The organism is Mediterraneibacter sp. HA8405, from assembly GCF_056148955.1.
Genome location: NZ_CM148758.1, coordinates 2,863,067 through 2,878,457 on the forward strand (window position 1 = coordinate 2,863,067; position 15,391 = coordinate 2,878,457).

At 49.3% G+C, this 15,391-nt stretch carries 18 protein-coding genes, 1 tRNA gene and 1 other annotated feature; of the genes, 3 read left to right on the top strand and 16 right to left on the bottom strand.

Annotated features, from left to right (window positions below; translation table 11 throughout):
• The 8 genes from ilvB to AC0QUU_RS13355 form a co-directional block, all read right to left on the bottom strand.
• Positions 1-1,719 (bottom strand): biosynthetic-type acetolactate synthase large subunit, encoded by a 1,719-nt coding sequence (ilvB, locus tag AC0QUU_RS13320; protein WP_474543381.1) that lies wholly within the window; start codon positions 1,717-1,719, stop codon positions 1-3.
• Between the two features lie 42 nt (positions 1,720-1,761).
• Positions 1,762-2,057: a binding site (T-box leader), on the bottom strand.
• 219 nt (positions 2,058-2,276) lie between these two features.
• The gene (locus AC0QUU_RS13325) at positions 2,277-3,104 is read right to left on the bottom strand and encodes a metal ABC transporter permease (RefSeq protein ID WP_474543382.1); all 828 of its coding nucleotides are present in this window, start codon (positions 3,102-3,104) and stop codon (positions 2,277-2,279) included.
• The gene (locus tag AC0QUU_RS13330) at positions 3,097-3,807 is read right to left on the bottom strand and encodes a metal ABC transporter ATP-binding protein (RefSeq protein ID WP_474543383.1); all 711 of its coding nucleotides are present in this window, start codon (positions 3,805-3,807) and stop codon (positions 3,097-3,099) included. Before AC0QUU_RS13330 ends, AC0QUU_RS13325 begins: the two co-directional genes overlap by 8 nt.
• A complete protein-coding gene (locus AC0QUU_RS13335) occupies positions 3,807-4,835 on the bottom strand; it encodes a metal ABC transporter substrate-binding protein (RefSeq protein WP_474543384.1) in 1,029 nt (342 codons plus the stop codon). The genes AC0QUU_RS13330 and AC0QUU_RS13335 overlap by 1 nt, the downstream gene beginning before the upstream one ends.
• A complete protein-coding gene (locus AC0QUU_RS13340) occupies positions 4,832-5,332 on the bottom strand; it encodes a dihydrofolate reductase (RefSeq protein WP_474543385.1) in 501 nt (166 codons plus the stop codon). Before AC0QUU_RS13340 ends, AC0QUU_RS13335 begins: the two co-directional genes overlap by 4 nt.
• Positions 5,333-5,395: 63 nt before the next feature.
• Positions 5,396-6,244: a thymidylate synthase gene (gene thyA / locus AC0QUU_RS13345; RefSeq protein ID WP_474543386.1), complete on the bottom strand. Its 849-nt coding sequence runs from the start codon at positions 6,242-6,244 to the stop codon at positions 5,396-5,398.
• Between the two features lie 76 nt (positions 6,245-6,320).
• Positions 6,321-6,755 carry a MarR family winged helix-turn-helix transcriptional regulator gene (locus tag AC0QUU_RS13350; RefSeq protein WP_474543387.1) on the bottom strand — a complete coding sequence of 145 codons (435 nt, stop codon included), beginning with the start codon at positions 6,753-6,755 and terminating at the stop codon, positions 6,321-6,323.
• Between the two features lie 193 nt (positions 6,756-6,948).
• A tRNA-Gly gene (locus tag AC0QUU_RS13355) sits at positions 6,949-7,021 on the bottom strand.
• 270 nt (positions 7,022-7,291) lie between these two features.
• Here AC0QUU_RS13355 and AC0QUU_RS13360 point away from each other — a divergent pair.
• Together AC0QUU_RS13360 and AC0QUU_RS13365 are read left to right on the top strand one after the other, a co-directional pair.
• On the top strand, positions 7,292-8,500 hold the full coding sequence (locus tag AC0QUU_RS13360; protein ID WP_474543388.1) for an MFS transporter: 1,209 nt from the start codon (positions 7,292-7,294) through the stop codon (positions 8,498-8,500).
• Positions 8,501-8,625: 125 nt separating this feature from the next.
• Complete coding sequence (locus tag AC0QUU_RS13365; RefSeq protein ID WP_474543389.1) at positions 8,626-8,904, top strand: type II toxin-antitoxin system HicB family antitoxin; 279 nt, start codon at positions 8,626-8,628, stop codon at positions 8,902-8,904.
• Positions 8,905-9,048: 144 nt separating this feature from the next.
• Here AC0QUU_RS13365 and AC0QUU_RS13370 read toward each other — a convergent pair whose 3' ends face one another.
• The 5 genes from AC0QUU_RS13370 to AC0QUU_RS13390 form a co-directional block, all read right to left on the bottom strand.
• Positions 9,049-9,327, bottom strand: a complete 279-nt coding sequence (locus tag AC0QUU_RS13370) for a hypothetical protein (protein WP_474543390.1) — start codon at positions 9,325-9,327, stop codon at positions 9,049-9,051.
• 34 nt (positions 9,328-9,361) lie between these two features.
• Entirely contained in the window at positions 9,362-9,520 is a 159-nt protein-coding gene (locus tag AC0QUU_RS13375; RefSeq protein ID WP_474543391.1) for a hypothetical protein, read from the bottom strand.
• A 252-nt stretch (positions 9,521-9,772) separates the two neighbouring features.
• Positions 9,773-11,611 (bottom strand): glutamine--fructose-6-phosphate transaminase (isomerizing), encoded by a 1,839-nt coding sequence (glmS, locus tag AC0QUU_RS13380; RefSeq protein ID WP_474543392.1) that lies wholly within the window; start codon positions 11,609-11,611, stop codon positions 9,773-9,775.
• A 275-nt stretch (positions 11,612-11,886) separates the two neighbouring features.
• Entirely contained in the window at positions 11,887-12,243 is a 357-nt protein-coding gene (locus AC0QUU_RS13385) for a SpoVA/SpoVAEb family sporulation membrane protein (protein ID WP_474543393.1), read from the bottom strand.
• A 47-nt stretch (positions 12,244-12,290) separates the two neighbouring features.
• Positions 12,291-13,331: a stage V sporulation protein AD gene (locus AC0QUU_RS13390; RefSeq protein ID WP_474543394.1), complete on the bottom strand. Its 1,041-nt coding sequence runs from the start codon at positions 13,329-13,331 to the stop codon at positions 12,291-12,293.
• Between the two features lie 313 nt (positions 13,332-13,644).
• Between AC0QUU_RS13390 and spoVAC the strand changes: the two genes are divergently transcribed.
• Positions 13,645-14,106: a stage V sporulation protein AC gene (gene spoVAC / locus AC0QUU_RS13395; protein WP_474543395.1), complete on the top strand. Its 462-nt coding sequence runs from the start codon at positions 13,645-13,647 to the stop codon at positions 14,104-14,106.
• On the opposite strand, the gene AC0QUU_RS13400 is transcribed toward spoVAC, so the two are convergent.
• Genes AC0QUU_RS13400 through AC0QUU_RS13410 form a run of 3 tightly spaced genes read right to left on the bottom strand, consistent with a single transcriptional unit; the run spans position 14,107 to position 15,293 of the window.
• Positions 14,107-14,523, bottom strand: a complete 417-nt coding sequence (locus AC0QUU_RS13400) for a stage V sporulation protein AB (protein WP_474545588.1) — start codon at positions 14,521-14,523, stop codon at positions 14,107-14,109.
• Positions 14,483-15,148, bottom strand: a complete 666-nt coding sequence (locus AC0QUU_RS13405; protein WP_474543396.1) for a stage V sporulation protein AA — start codon at positions 15,146-15,148, stop codon at positions 14,483-14,485. Before AC0QUU_RS13405 ends, AC0QUU_RS13400 begins: the two co-directional genes overlap by 41 nt.
• Positions 15,138-15,293 (bottom strand): hypothetical protein, encoded by a 156-nt coding sequence (locus tag AC0QUU_RS13410; protein ID WP_474543397.1) that lies wholly within the window; start codon positions 15,291-15,293, stop codon positions 15,138-15,140. The genes AC0QUU_RS13405 and AC0QUU_RS13410 overlap by 11 nt, the downstream gene beginning before the upstream one ends.
• Positions 15,294-15,391 lie beyond the last annotated feature (98 nt).

A 15,391-nucleotide genomic window follows, 5' to 3' on the forward strand; every position in this document is an offset into this window, starting at 1 on the left:
TTAACAATCCAAAATCATTTCATCCAGACTGCCGCCCGGCTGTACCATCGGGTAGACAATCTCTTCCGGGTCTATAAGGAACTCGATCAGCGTAGGGGTCTTTGTATTTTTCTTCGCCTCTTCAAACGCTGCCGCAATCTCTTCTTTCCTGGAAACCCGGAGTCCTTTTGCCCCGTAGCTTTCTGCAAGCTTCACAAAATCCGGCGTATACTCCGGCATCTCCTGGCCGTTCGTTCTCCGGAAAAGAGCGCCGGAACGAAGGTTTGTCATACTGTAGCGTTTTCCATAGAACAGCTTCTGCCACTGCCGCACCATCCCCAGATATTCATTGTTGAATACACAGAGAATCAGCGGAAGTTCTTCAAGCACAGCAGTCGCAAATTCCTGTATATTCATCTGCATGCCGCCGTCTCCCGACACGGCAATTACCCGTTTGTCCGGATTGCCGATCTGCGCGCCGATTGCTCCCGGAAATCCGTATCCCATTGTACCCAGTCCGCCGGACATGATCATTCGTTTCTTCTCTGTAATTTCCGTATACTGAGATACGAACATCTGATGCTGTCCTACATCGGAGACAATAATCGCATCGTCAAACTGCCGGTTCATTTCTTCGATAATGTCCTGCGGCGTCATCTGCGGTTTACTCTTCATTTTCAGAGGATGCTCTTCATCCCACTTTCTGATCTGCTCAACCCATTTCTCTGTATCGCAGGGCTCCACATATTCATTCATCTTCTGAACCGCTTCCAGAGCGTCTGCCACAATCGGTATATCTACGTGAATATTTCTGGAAATGGATGAAGTATCTATATCTATATGGACGATCTGGGCATTTGGCGCGAATGAATGCAGCTTTCCGGTAATACGGTCATTGAAACGGGTGCCGATGGAAAAGAGCAGATCGCATTCTCCCACCGCCATATTTGCCGCATAACAGCCGTGCATTCCCAGATTTCCGATAAACAGCGGATGGTTGGTCGGAACGGATCCCCGTCCCATAATTGTGGTTACAACAGGGACGCCGGTCTTATTTACCACTTCAGTAAACACATCATTGGCACGGGCGATATTGACTCCTCCGCCGGCGAGAAAGAGAGGTTTCTTCGCTTTTTTCAGCATCTTCAGGGCTTTCTTGAGCTGGCCCATGTGTACGCTTGTATTCGGTTTATATCCCCGGATATTGACAGAAGAAGGATACTCCGCGCTTCCCAGTTCTCCCATCACATCTTTAGGGAGGTCGATAAGCACCGGACCCGGACGGCCCGTACGGGCAATATAAAAGGCTTCTTTAATAATTCTGCCCAGATCCTCTCTGTTGCGCACCGTCACACCGTACTTGGTAATGCTGCGGGTGATTCCCACAATATCCACTTCCTGGAACGCGTCGTTTCCGATCAGGTGCTTCGCCACCTGTCCCGTAAAACACACCAGTGGCACACTGTCATAGTTTGCCGTGGCAAGTCCTGTGACCAGATTTGTAGCTCCCGGTCCGCTTGTCACAAGACATACGCCGACCTTCCCCGTAGTTCTGGCGTAGGCATCAGCCTCATGCACAAGAGCCTGTTCATGGCGGGGCAGAATCACCTTGATATCATCCTGTTTATAAAGCTCGTCGCTGATATCAATCGTACATGCTCCCGGATAACCGAAAACAGTATCCACACCCTCTTCCTTTAACGCTCTTACAAGTAATTTGTTCCCTGTAATCTGTCTCAATTCAATACCTCCCTTTCATAAAAAAGCCCTGAGCATCTGTATGCTCAGGGCGAATTAAAATCCGTGGTACCACCTAACTTCAGAGAAATTCTCTGCACTCTGCCGGTACGGGAGTCTGTCTTCTGCCGCCGTCCCCATTAAGGCAGCTGAGATGATTCCGATACCGAATCCCTGTAACGTGGGAAAACGTTGAAGCCTACTAAGATCTCTGCCGCTGCAGATACCATTCGGTCCACTGCTCGAAGGCTACCTTCCATAGTCCCCTCCCGAAGATTTACACCTGCCATCTTCTCTCTTTGCTTTGGAAACTATGTACTCCTCCCTGTCACTGCATTTACGTGCCTGCCATTCTGTCATCTCCGGAATCCGGGAACTGTCGGCAGGAAAAATTTATATTTATTATAGTGTGTGTTTTTATCTTTGTCAACGTCAATTCCTTGATCTATTTTATCCTATTCATCACAATACTTACCCGCCGACCTTCGGTGGCAGAAAAAGCGGCAGTAATACTGCCGCTGTCCATAACATCCTTTTCTTATTTTTCTATTCATCGTTTTCTACCGGTTCATCCTTCCTCTGAGCACACCGGCCAGAGAATACAGGATAAGAGCTGCTATATTTGCCATAACCACGCTGGCTCCCGCAGGAGTGCCTCCCAGATAGGACATCAGAAGACCTGCCGCCAGACACACGACAGAGATAACAGCCGCATGAATGGTTACGCTGCGGAACGTTCTGCACGCCCGCATGGCGGTAAGCGCAGGAAAGATAATCAGGCTGGAGATCAGCAGCGCGCCCATCATCCGCATGCCCAGGACAATGGTTACCGCAGTCAGCACCGCAATGAGCGTATTATAAAGTCCTGACTTTACTCCTGTAGCCCTTGCAAAAGTCTCATCAAATGTAATGGCAAATATTTTCTGGTAAAAGAAAATATAGAGAACCAGCACCACCACCGCCAGAGTCACGCTCAGAGCAACATCTTCCTGGCTCATTGCCAGGATGCTGCCGAACATATAATTGTACACATCCGTATTCATTCCCGTGGTCATGGAAATCACCATCACGCCTATAGCCAGAGAACTGGTGGAAATCAAAGCAATGGCCGCGTCTCCCTTGATCCGGCTGCTGCCGCTGATCCTCAGCAGAAGTACCGCCGCCACAATCACCACGGGAATGGCAACTGCCAGCGGCGCCGCGTTTGCGGCAGCCGCTACGGCCATCGCGCCGAATCCCACATGGGAAAGTCCATCGCCGATCATGGAATAGCGCTTCAGAACCAGGCTCACGCCCAGAAGAGCAGAGCACAGCGCCACAAGGATGCCTACGACAAAGGCGCGGACCATAAAGGGATAAGAAAGCATTTCAAATAATGTCTCAGTCATCTGCGCCACCTCCCAGAAATGTTCGCCCTACACGGCTCTTCTGATAATCTTCAGCGGTTCCGAAAAACAACACTTTTTCCTGAAGATGCAGGATATGTGTGGCGTATTTCACTGCGCTTTCAATATCATGGGATACCATAACAACCGCAATGCCGGATTCTTTATTAATCCGCTGAATCAGCTCATAAAATTCAGCAGTCACAATGGGATCCAGACCGGTCACAGGTTCGTCCAGCAGAAGCAGTGTTTTTGTAGCGCAGAGAGCTCTTGCAAGGAGCGCTCTCTGCTTTTGTCCGCCGGAAAGATCCCGGAAGCATTGTCCGGACAGATCTTCGATTCCAAGCATTTTTATTTTTTCAAATGCGGTCTTTTTGTCCGCAGACGTGTAAAAAGGACGAATCCCTCTGCTGTTCAGCCTGCCGGAGACAACCACCTCATACACGCTGGCAGGAAAATCTTTCTGAACATCCGTCTGCTGGGGCAGATAGCCGATTTCCGTCTGCCGCAGGCCGTCCCCGAAAATTATCTGTCCTTTTTCCACAGATTTGAGTCCCAGGAGGCTTTTTACCAGCGTACTTTTTCCGGAACCGTTTTCCCCCACAATACACAGATAGTCTCCGGAAGCGATCTGAAAGTTCAGGTCTTTTACCACAATCTGGCCCTCATAGCCGATTGACACATTCTCACATCTGATCAGAGCCATCAGTTCAGCACCTCCTTCAATGTCTGCGCATTTTTCTCCATCATGCTCAGATACGTCTCTCCTTCTTCAAACTGTTCTGCCGACAGATTATGGCAGCTGTAAAAAACTTTCACATCCGTTCCCGCTGCTTCCGCGACCGCATTGGCTATATTGTCGTTGCTTAACTCCATCTTCAGAACAGCCGGTACATTTTCTTCCTTCGTCTTTTTAATCAGAAATGCCATCGTAGCCGCGCTGGGTTCCGTATCAGAAGCACATCCGGGAAAAGCCGCGTAATATTCCAGTCCATAGGCGTCCGCGAAATACCGGAAGGGAAAACGATCGCCAAAGATCAGAACTTTTCTCTGCGCATGATCCACAATCTCCCGGAATTCCTGATCCAGACGATCCAGCTCCTCCTGATATGCAGATGCATTCTCTTCATAAGCACCGCCGTTATCCGGATCCGTCTCAGCCAGCAGAGCGGCAATCTGCTCTACAATAAGCGAGGCATTTTCCGGAGAAGTCCACACATGCTCATCCATTTCATGAACGGAATGCTCTTCTTCGTGGCCTTCCTCTTCTTCCTCATGACTGTGTCCCGGCTGTTCTTCCATCCCCTGGACATGTTCCTCTTCTACTGTCTCCACACAGTCAACAAGTCTGAGCGTCCGCATCCCGGTATCCGGCATGGATTCCAGAATATCTTCTACCCAGGCGTCATTTTCTCCGCCTACATAAATGAAAATGTCACAGTTCTGTATTGCAATAATATCCTGCGGGGTAGGCTCATAAGAATGGGTCTCCTCCCCGGGTTTCAGAAGCATTTTCAGATCCACTTTATCTCCGGCGATCTGCCGGACAAAATCATACTGGGGAAAAATGGTAGTCACTACGCTGATTCTGTCCCGGGCGTCATCTCCCCGGGCACTGCCGCCGGCGCTCTCCCCGCTCCGGGCGGCGCATCCTGATACCAGAATGCAGACCGCAAGAAGCCCGGCCGCAAGAACCACTGTCCTCTTTCTTCTATTTCCTGTTTTTCCCGTCATGCCTTCTCCTGTCTGCGCTCATATTTCGTAAAACGGAACTCCAGGTCAAAACAGGTCTGCTCCTCCCCTTCTTCTGTCATTTGCCATTCTTCCATTTCGTCCAGATTCGGGAAAAATGTGTCTGCCTGGAAAGCCCGGTCAATTTTGGTTACAAATACTGTGTCACAGTAGGGAAGCATCATACGATAAATGCTTTCTCCTCCGATAATATAGATATTCTCTGAGTCATACTGTTCCAGTGTCTTCAGCAGCTCCTCTTTTGAATGCACAATCACCGCATCTTTGACCTTATAATCCGGATTCGATGTAAGTACTATGTTCGTCCGGTTTTTCAGAGGCTGTCCGTTGGGAAAACTTTCCAGAGTCTTTCTTCCCATCACCACAACTTTTCCTGTTGTTGTCTGCCGGAAAAATTTCATATCCGAGGGAATGCTTACGAGAAGTTTGTTGCCGTTTCCGATTCCCCAGTTTCTGTCTGCCGAAAGAATTGCTTTCATTAATCTATCCCTCCATTTTCAATTAATTCCGTGCTCCTGCCGGTTAACATTTATTTATACGCGCTATACCGCAACCGGAATATTCCGGATCTGCGGATGCGTTTCATAATTCTCAAGCTGTACGTCATCCGGCGTAAATTCGTAAAAGTCTTTCACATCCGGATTGAGCCGGAATACCGGTGCCGGAAGAGGCTCGCGTGAAATCAGTTCTTCTACCATAGGAATATGCCGGTCATAAATGTGGGCGTCCGCGATTACATGCACGAATTCGCCTGCTTTCATGCCGCACACCTGAGCCAGCATATGGATCAGAACCGCATACTGGCACACATTCCAGTTATTGGCTGTCAGTACATCCTGAGAGCGCTGATTGAGAATACCGTTCAGAGTCAGCACATCGCTGTCCTTTTCTTTTGTCACATTAAACGTCATGCTATAAGCGCAGGGATACAGATTCATCTCATGGAGATCCTGATGTACATAGAGATTGGTCATAATCCGGCGGCTGTAAGGATTGTTTTTCAGGTCATAAATCACCCGGTCCACCTGATCCATCATTCCTTCCTTATATTGATGCTTTACACTCATCTGGTAACCATAGGCTTTGCCGATGGAACCGCTTTCGTCCGCCCAGCTGTCCCAGATGTGGCTTTTCAGTTCATGGACGTTATTGGATTTCTTCTGCCAGATCCACAGAAGCTCATCCACACAGCTCTTAATGGCCGTCCGCCGGAGAGTAAGGGCCGGAAACTCCTTTGACAGATCATAGCGGTTCACAACACCAAACTTCTTGATCGTGTAGGCCGGAGCGCCGTCCTCCCACACCGGGCGTACTTTTTCCCCTTCCGTGCTCGTGCCGTTTTCCATAATATCCCGGCACATATCTATAAAAACTCTGTCCGCATAGCTCATATTCTTCCTCCTTAGAAGGGGACAGACCCCTTTCTCTCAATTTTTCAGGCAACTTCACCCAAGCAGTCCGTCTGTTTTACGGTTCCGCTATATTATACAACAGTTTCTCCAGATACTTGGTGAGAGCGTCCACCTCTCTTCTGGTCATCCCCCGGGTCAGCTCCCGGTCCATCCTGCGGCGGTCGCTTTCCATTTTACGGCGGATATCATATGCTTTTTCTGTCAGATATATTTTCTTTTTTCTTCTGTCATTTTCATTCGGAACACAGAAAATAAAACCTTTTTCATCCAGCCGCTTCAGGATCCCGGTTACTGTAGGATTTTTCAGAGACAGATGACGTTCCACGTCCCGCTGGCTTACTTCATCCTTGCTGGTGTGAAACAGATAGTCAAGCACCGCGCACTGGGAGGACGTAATCCCCAGTCCTTTCAGTTTTTCATTCAAATCCTTTTCATATACATTATTAATCTGCTTGATCAGAAACCCTATGGGCTGTCCGCGTCTTTCCATTGCAAAACCTCCCTGTCGTATCCCGCCTGCTCAGTGTTCCCAGTATACCACAGAATCCCCGGATCGTAAAAGTCCTGTAACCAAGAATTTCTATCCATAAACTGACAGGCATTCTTTCTTACTGCCCGGTTCTCTTCCTGCTGTCATATGAAAAAAGCATCTGAATCTTCCAGATCCAGATGCTTCTGTTAAGAGCGACAGACGGGGTTCGAACCCGCGACCCCGACCTTGGCAAGGTCGTACTCTACCAACTGAGCCACTGTCGCATTTTTGCTGTTCCGCTGACCGGAACAATTGATACTATACTACACTGCCAAAATAATGTCAACACTTTTTTTGCTTTTTTTAAAAAAAATCTTCCGTCCTTTTTCAGCGGCAGGTTTTCCCCTGCCTGCTGCCTGGCGCAGTATAAAGGCGGAGCCTTTTCTGATTCGGCTAAAAAAGCAGTATAATACAACTCTTCTGCAAATATGGTGCAAGTTTTTTCAGAAATTCTAATGTATAATCAGCATTATATAGATACAGGAGATTAAATTATGAAACTTTCTTACAGATCCACCCTTACGGCCTGTTATACCGGATATGTTGTCCAGGCTGTTGTAAACAATTTTGTCCCTCTGCTTTTTCTGACTTTTCAGAGTACTTACGGGATCTCTTTATCCCGGATCACCATACTGATTACCGTCAATTTTCTCACGCAGCTGACTGTGGATATGCTTTCTGCAGGCTTTGTGGACCGGGCGGGCTACCGTGCCTCTGCCATAGCGGCTCATGTTTTTGCTCTTGCGGGGCTTGCGGGACTTGCTTTTCTGCCGGATCTGACTCCGGATCCTTTTGCCGGACTGCTGATTTCCGTCATGATCTATGCGGTGGGCGGCGGACTGCTGGAAGTGCTGATCAGCCCCATTGTGGAGGCGCTTCCTACAGAAAATAAAGAAAAATCCATGAGCATGCTGCATTCCTTCTACTGCTGGGGCCATGTGGCAGTGGTACTTTTATCCACGCTGTTCTTCCTTGTCTTCGGAATCGAAAACTGGAAGATCCTGGCTCTTCTGTGGGCGGTTGTGCCGGCGGTAAATCTGATTGCGTTCACAAAAGTACCGCTCTATCCGCTTGTGGCTGAAGACGAGGAAGGGCTTCCTTTTACCGGACTTGTAAAAAGACCCGCGTTCTGGATCTTCCTTGTAGTCATGACCTGCGCCGGAGCAAGCGAGCAGGCGGTGAGCCAGTGGGCTTCCACCTTTGCGGAGCAGGGCCTTGGCGTAAGCAAAACGGTGGGAGATCTGGCCGGCCCCATGCTGTTTGCCATATGCATGGGGACATCCCGGTTCCTGTACGGCCTTTACGGGGATAAACTCTCCCTGCCCAAAGCCATGAGCGGCAGCGCGGTTCTCTGCATTGTCTCCTATCTTATTATATCCATATCCCCTGTGCCCGCCCTCAGCCTTGTGGGCTGCGGCATATGCGGTTTTTCTGTGGGAATTATGTGGCCGGGCACCTTCAGCCTGGCGGCAGCTTCCCTGAAAGGCGGCGGAACCGTGATGTTCGCCTTCTTTGCCCTGGCCGGCGACCTGGGATGCTCCGGCGGCCCCTCTTTTGTCGGACTGATCTCTGACTCTGCAGGCAGAGGACTTCATTTCGGAATTCTCTGCGCGATTGTATTCCCGGCCGTTCTGCTGCTTGGCGTTCTTCTGTCCGGGGTACGCAAAAAAGATTTGCCGGAAAATGCGGAGAATCCGGCATAACCGGCAGACGGCGGCGAATTCCCCTTGTTTTCTCCGTCATTCTGTTATATCTTAATGGAGTACGGTTTGTCCGGTTCTTTTCCGGACTGCCGCCGCACTTCATAACAGAAAGGGGACATCTGTAAATGAAATTTATTTATCCTGCAGTTTTCCGCAGATCAGAGTCCGGCGGATACAACGCCTTTTTTCCGGATCTGGAATGCTGCGAAGCTGCCGGCGATACACTGGACGAGGCCATTGACAACGCAAACGAAGCAGCCAGAAACTGGATCAGCATAGAGCTGGAAGAAGACGAACCGGCTCTTCCCTATGTTTCAGATATCAGCGATATCGAGACAGAAGAAGGAGATATTATAAGAAATATCTGCGTAAATATCCGGTTCTATGAAGGATGGGACGAATAAACCTCAGAAAAGCCTGTCGGAAGGAAGAGAAAATATATCTCTGTTCCTCCGGCAGGCTTCTTAAGTTTTCCGGTTTCATCCGGGTCAGTCGGATCTTCGCAGTCCGCTCCGCTGCCCGCTCATAACCGGACAGCCGCGGCGGGTCTATAAAGATTCCGCCAGTTCATTCAGTGTGCGGTATACCCGGTCCGCTCCCGCAGCCAGGAATTTTTCTTCCGTTCTGCGGCATTGTTCTTCTCTTTCTTCCGGAGAAAGGACCTCAAATTCTTCCAGAGAAAGCCCCATCTCAGAACTTCCTGTCACGATCCCCGCAGACAGCACGCCTGCATTTTTCCCCTCTCTGATATCCGAAACTGTATCTCCCACCTTAATCACACGGCGCACATCCATAAGACCCAGCGCTTCCATATTGCGGAAGATCATATACGGATACGGCCGGCCTTTCTGTCCGGTAGAATCAGGGCTGAACCATACGTCCGGCGCAGTGAGCCAGCCGGTCCAGAGGCAGCTCCGCTGCTTCCTCCATATGGGACAGGATATAATCCGCCGCCTGTTTTTCTGACTTCCGCAGATCACCGTAGCCGGCTTCTATCTGTTTTTTAATATTATTTTTCATAATCTGAACTGTAGGATTTCTACAGATTTTCCTTTCTTTTTTTCTGTCTGCTTCTGCTTTTCATTATAACAGACTCCAAAATTCCGCCTGAAAGAAAAAGTGTTAAATGTTTGTAAAGCAGGCTGTTTTTCCGGCAAATGTCCACTCATGCAGTCATGCCGGGCGTATCACGCGCCAAAAAAAGGGGCTGTCTCCCTCACCCGGGAAACAGCCGCCTGAATGCATTTCCTTTATTCAATTATAATATGTGCTTTATTCCACTGTAACAGATTTTGCCAGATTCCTCGGTTTATCCACATCCAGTCCCTTTGCCACGCTGACATAGTATCCCATCAGCTGCAGAGGCACAATTGCCAGACTGGTTGTAAAGTACTGTTCTGTCTTCGGCACGTAAACGGAGAAATCCGCATTATCCTCTATACTGTAATTGCCGTAGAGGGTAAGCCCCATCAGATAAGCGCCGCGGCTCTTAACCTCCACCATATTGCTGAGGGTTTTCTCGAACAGCGCTTTCTGTGTTACTACGCCGACGACCAGCGTCCCGTCCTCAATCAGACTGATGGTGCCGTGCTTTAATTCTCCCGCTGCGTAGGCCTCGGAATGAATGTAGCTGATCTCCTTCATCTTCAGACTGCCTTCCATGCTGATGGCATAGTCCAGACCTCTTCCGATAAAAAAGATATCCCGGGCATTTGCATACTTGCTGGCGAACCACTGGATCCTCTCTTTGTCATCCAGGGTTTTCTGGATTTTCTCCGGCAGTCTTCCCAGTTCTTCAATCAGCTCTCTGTATCTTTCCTCGCTGATCAGACCTTTTACATATGCCATTTCAATGGCAAGCAGATACATTGCGATCAGCTGTGTACTGTATGCTTTTGTCGTTGCCACCGAAATCTCCGGTCCTGCATAGGTATAGAGAATATAATCGCTCTCGCGGGCAATGCTGGATCCCACCACATTTACCACGCCCAGCACCGGAACGCCTTTCTCCTTCGCCAGACGCAGAGCCGCCAGGCTGTCTGCCGTCTCTCCGGACTGAGAAACAACAATTACAAGAGAATTCTTCATAAGTTTCGGATTTCTGTAACGGAACTCGGAAGCCAGATCCACTTCCACCGGCGTATCCGCCAGATCTTCCATTACATATTTTCCTGCCATTCCCACGTGATAAGCGGAACCGCAGGCCACGATGTAGACCCGGTCCAGATCTTTCAGAAAGTCTTCTGCAAGTCCCACCTCGGAAAAATCAATCCGTCCGTCTTTCACATATGCGCCCACAGTGTCCTGAACCGCTTTCGGCTGTTCGTGGATCTCTTTGAGCATGAAATGCTCATATCCGCCTTTTTCCGCGGATTCCGCGTCCCATTTGATCTCCACCACATCTTTCCGGATCTCTTCCCGGTCAATATTATAGAAGTGGACTTCATCCTTTGACAGCTCTGCGATCTCCAGGTTGCCGATATAATATACATTTCTTGTTTTATCCAGAATCGCAGGTACATCAGAAGCAATCAGCGTACCCGTGCCGCTCATTCCGATAATCAGAGGACTGTCCTTTCTTGCTGCAAATATCCGCCCCGGGCAGTCGTGAAACATCACGCCAAAAGCGTAAGAACCGCGGATTCTCAGCATTGTCCTGGTAAGCGCCTCCAGCGGCGTGCCGGTCTTCTTATAATAGTAATCTACCAGTTTTACCGCAATCTCAGTATCTGTCTGGGAGTAAAAAGTATATCCGGATTTCAGAAGTTTGTCTTTCAGCTCCTGGTAATTTTCGATGATTCCATTGTGTACCAGTACGACAGACCGGTCCGCAGAACAATGGGGATGCGCATTATTTTCAGAAGGCTCCCCATGTGTCGCCCACCGGGTGTGGCCGATTCCGCAGGTTCCCGGAACCGCCATGCCGCCGTCTGTCTTCTCAGACAGAATTCTCAAACGCCCCTTTGCCTTAACAATCTCAATATTTCCGTCTGCCTCATTGCGGACTGCAATTCCCGCCGAATCATAGCCTCTGTACTCCAGTTTCTCCAGTCCTGACAGCAGAATCGGAGCGGCCTGCTCCTCTCCCACATATCCTACAATTCCACACATGGCATTATACTCCTTTTATTACTCTTCTCAGCCGGCAAAGGAGACAGCAGTACATCCGGATCTCCGGCCCGGCACACAAAGCGCTCAAAATATCTGCCTGTCAAATAAAAAAAGGTAATAAAATCTTCCTTCCACATTGAAAGTTCTATTACCCGACACATCATTTCATCCTCTTTGCCAACTCTGTCGTCTATAATACCATTGTAAAACAGTTTTTGTCAATATTGCCGCCTTTCATTTTGATGCTCCTCATGTTAAAACCTGGTTAAGCCGCCCTATTTTTTCATTTTCGGGTCAAAAATAAGCGCCGCCAGATATCCGAAAATAAGCGCCGCGGAGATTCCGATCGCGCTGGCTGTAAATCCTCCCATAAAAATACCGATAAAACCGTGCTGATCCACCGCCTCTTTTACTCCCTGCCAGAGTACATTTCCAAATCCAAGAAGCGGGACGCCGGCTCCCGACTTCGCGAATTCCTGAAAAGGTTCATATACGCCGCAGAATCCCAGAAGCGCGCCTCCGCACACAAGAAGCACCATAACACGCCCGGGCATCAGTTTTGTCCGGTCCAGCAGGATCTGAACCGCTGCGCAGACCAGACCTCCAATCAAAAATGAATATAAATATTCCATACCTTTTCCGCCTTTCCTGTTCTTTTTTTCTGCTCCGGTTCTTTTCTTTAAAAATGCTCCAGAACAATCCCGTGGGCAATCCCCGGCACGCTGGCCCCCTCATTGAAGCTGACGGTTGACATCAGCGCTCCTGTGGGCACAAAAAGCACCCGCTTCCACTCTCCTGTCTCAATTTTCGGCAGTACAAAGGAAGCAAGAGTTACCGCCGCGCAGCCGCAGCCGCTCCCCCCGGCGTGAGTGTCCTGGGTTTCCTGATCAAAAATAATCATACCGCAGTCGATATGTTTTTTCCGGATGTCATAGCCCTTCCCCCTGACCAGATCAAAGAGGATGGACTGTCCCACATACCCCAGGTCTCCCGTAATAATTTTGTCATAATCCTCTTCCGTCCGGTTCATGTCCCTGAAATTCTGTACAATCGTATCCATAGCCGCCGGCGCCATACAGGCGCCCATATTCTGGGAATCTTTCAGGCCATAATCCACGATCTTTCCTACGGTGACTCCCGCGATCCGCACATGACTCCATGTCTCTTCCGCCCCCTGCATGTCCGTATCTTTCGGGGCCACAAGAAAAGCGCCGCTTCCCGTAACCGTCCAGTGGGCGGACAGGGGGCGCTGACTGGCGTATCCCAGCGGGAACCGGAATTCTTTTTCCGCGCTTCCGAAATGACTGGATGTTACCGCCAGCATATACGTCCCATACCCTGCCGCCGTACTCATGGCCGCAAGGGCAAGGGCCTCTCCTGATGTGGAACATGCCCCGTAAAGTCCGAACATGGGGATCTGCAGCGCTTCCACTCCCATCGACGTTGCAATCCCCTGACGGAGCAGATCTCCGCCGAACAGACAGCGGACCTCCTTCGGCTCTACATGGGCCTTTCCCAGCGCCAGAACACAGGCTTCTTTCTGCATGTTGCTCTCCGCTTCTTCCCAGGTCTGAGCCCCGAACAGATCATCCTGATTTGCCATATCGAACATTTTCGCCAGCGGTCCTTCCGCTTCCTTGCTGCCAACTACGGACGCCGCGCTTACAATTACCGGCGGCTCTTTAAATAGAAGACTCTGGCCTCCCTTGGTCTGATTCATTGTTTTTCCTCATTTCTCTGCTTGTTTTTAAGTCTGCTTATGCAGTTATTATCTGCCGGCATTTCCGGAATATACATATCGTAGTAACTTTTCTGTTATCCGGAATTCTTCTGTATTCCCATACATTCCGGAAACTCCACGCTTTTTCAGAGTATATTTTTGAGGGGGAGCCAGATAATAAGAAGAGACGGCCGGAAAAGCAGCATTATCTGCAGGCATGCCGGCTGCGGAAAAGTCAATTACTCCGCGGCAGAGGCCGGATTTTCACGGAAACATCCCGGTCTGTCTCTGCGGAAATAAAGGAGGCGCTTCTATGGATAGAGTACAGCAAATGAAGCAGGAACAGCAATATGAGAAATATGTCAAACAGAAAACACCGAAACACAACGTATGGGCCAATATGTTCAAAGCATTCCTCTCAGGCGGCACAATCTGCTTTCTGGGACAGGTAATCTATCATTACTGTGAGTTCCGGGAACTTTCCCGGGACGACTGCAGCGGATGGACTTCTCTGACTCTGGTACTGATCAGCGTGCTGCTGACAGGAACCGGCATCTACCCGAAACTGGCCAAATGGGGCGGCGCAGGCGCTCTGGTTCCCATCACCGGATTTGCAAACTCTGTTGCCGCTCCGGCTATCGAGTATAAAAAAGAAGGCCAGGTATTCGGCATAGGATGTAAAATCTTTACCATTGCCGGCCCGGTCATATTGTACGGAATCTTTACAAGCTGGGTGCTTGGACTGATTTACTGGATATGGGGGATGGTGGCATAGTCACCATCCCTTAAAAAAGAACAGACATGCGCCCAGCCCTTTGCCCAGCGCAATACTTAAAATGAAAGCAGTCAGATAGCGGACTACTCTTGCTCTCCTAAGAAACACGGGAAATACATTTAAAATTTCTGCCAGCGCCATCGCCCAGCATCCGGCAAAAATTCCTGCCAGTATTCCATATGCCGCAAGGAACCAGCCCCCCGCCGGCAGATCAATCTGGAATACATAAACAAAATTGCCCGCTATGCCGCCCAGAGCGGCACAGCTTTCATAAAAAAACATTTTGTCTCCTGTGTGCGTTCTGTCCGCGAAGTCTGCAACCACACCCAATTCTACAATAAACGCGAACAGACCGCCTGCCACCGCAATCCCGGCGCTAAGTCCGGCCAGAGCCAGAAGAATCTGAGCTGTCCACATCAATCTCATCCCCTCTCCTGGAGGCGTTTTCTACCAGTGTGGTCTGGATATCGTTTTCATACAGCCTCATCTGAATTTCCATCGGCGTAGGATCCACAGTAAACCGCTTCTTCCCGAAATGATTAAAGAAAAGAAGAATACCCACCGTAAGCCCCACCGAATATGTGACCTCCAGTATTGTAAAACCGGATGTTTCCTCGCCGGTGGCAAGCTCATGAATCTGTCCGAACAACCGGGTCACATCTACATCATTGTTAAATGCCATAATGGTAAATGCGGCTCCGAAAAAAGTAACTGCCGCCACAAATACTGTCTTTACCATATGCCACCACTTCCCCGGCGTACTCTGGTTTTCACAGGTAACGATAATATCTGTTTCTCCCAGATTCTGCACTTCTATGCCGGGGCAGTTTTTATGAATACAGGAAATAATCCGGAGAATGGAAATCACATATCTCTGACGTCCGGGCTGCTGTATCTTCAGAATTCTGAGAGATTTCACTTTCGGAATTATCTTTTTATCCGCACATTCCATGGATAAAATATCTCCCAGCGTGACTTCTTCTTTCGTCACTTCAACATCCCGGTTTCCTTTGATATAAAGAGTAACCGTATCAGATGACACAGCTTTCCACCTCCGTATTCTGAATTAAAAATCCTTCGGAATTTTCCTGCTGCGGATTTGTCAGCCAGTAGAAAATCCCCAGGGCTGCCGCTACTGCCACGACAGTAAGAATGGAATACCATATTTTTCTGTGTCCGTCATCCATATTTTCACCGACCTTTCCGTGCGTCCCGGAAGAGCACAGGCACATCCGGGCGCTGTATACTATTTCGGAAATAGTATCTGGATTTTCGGCGGAAATAT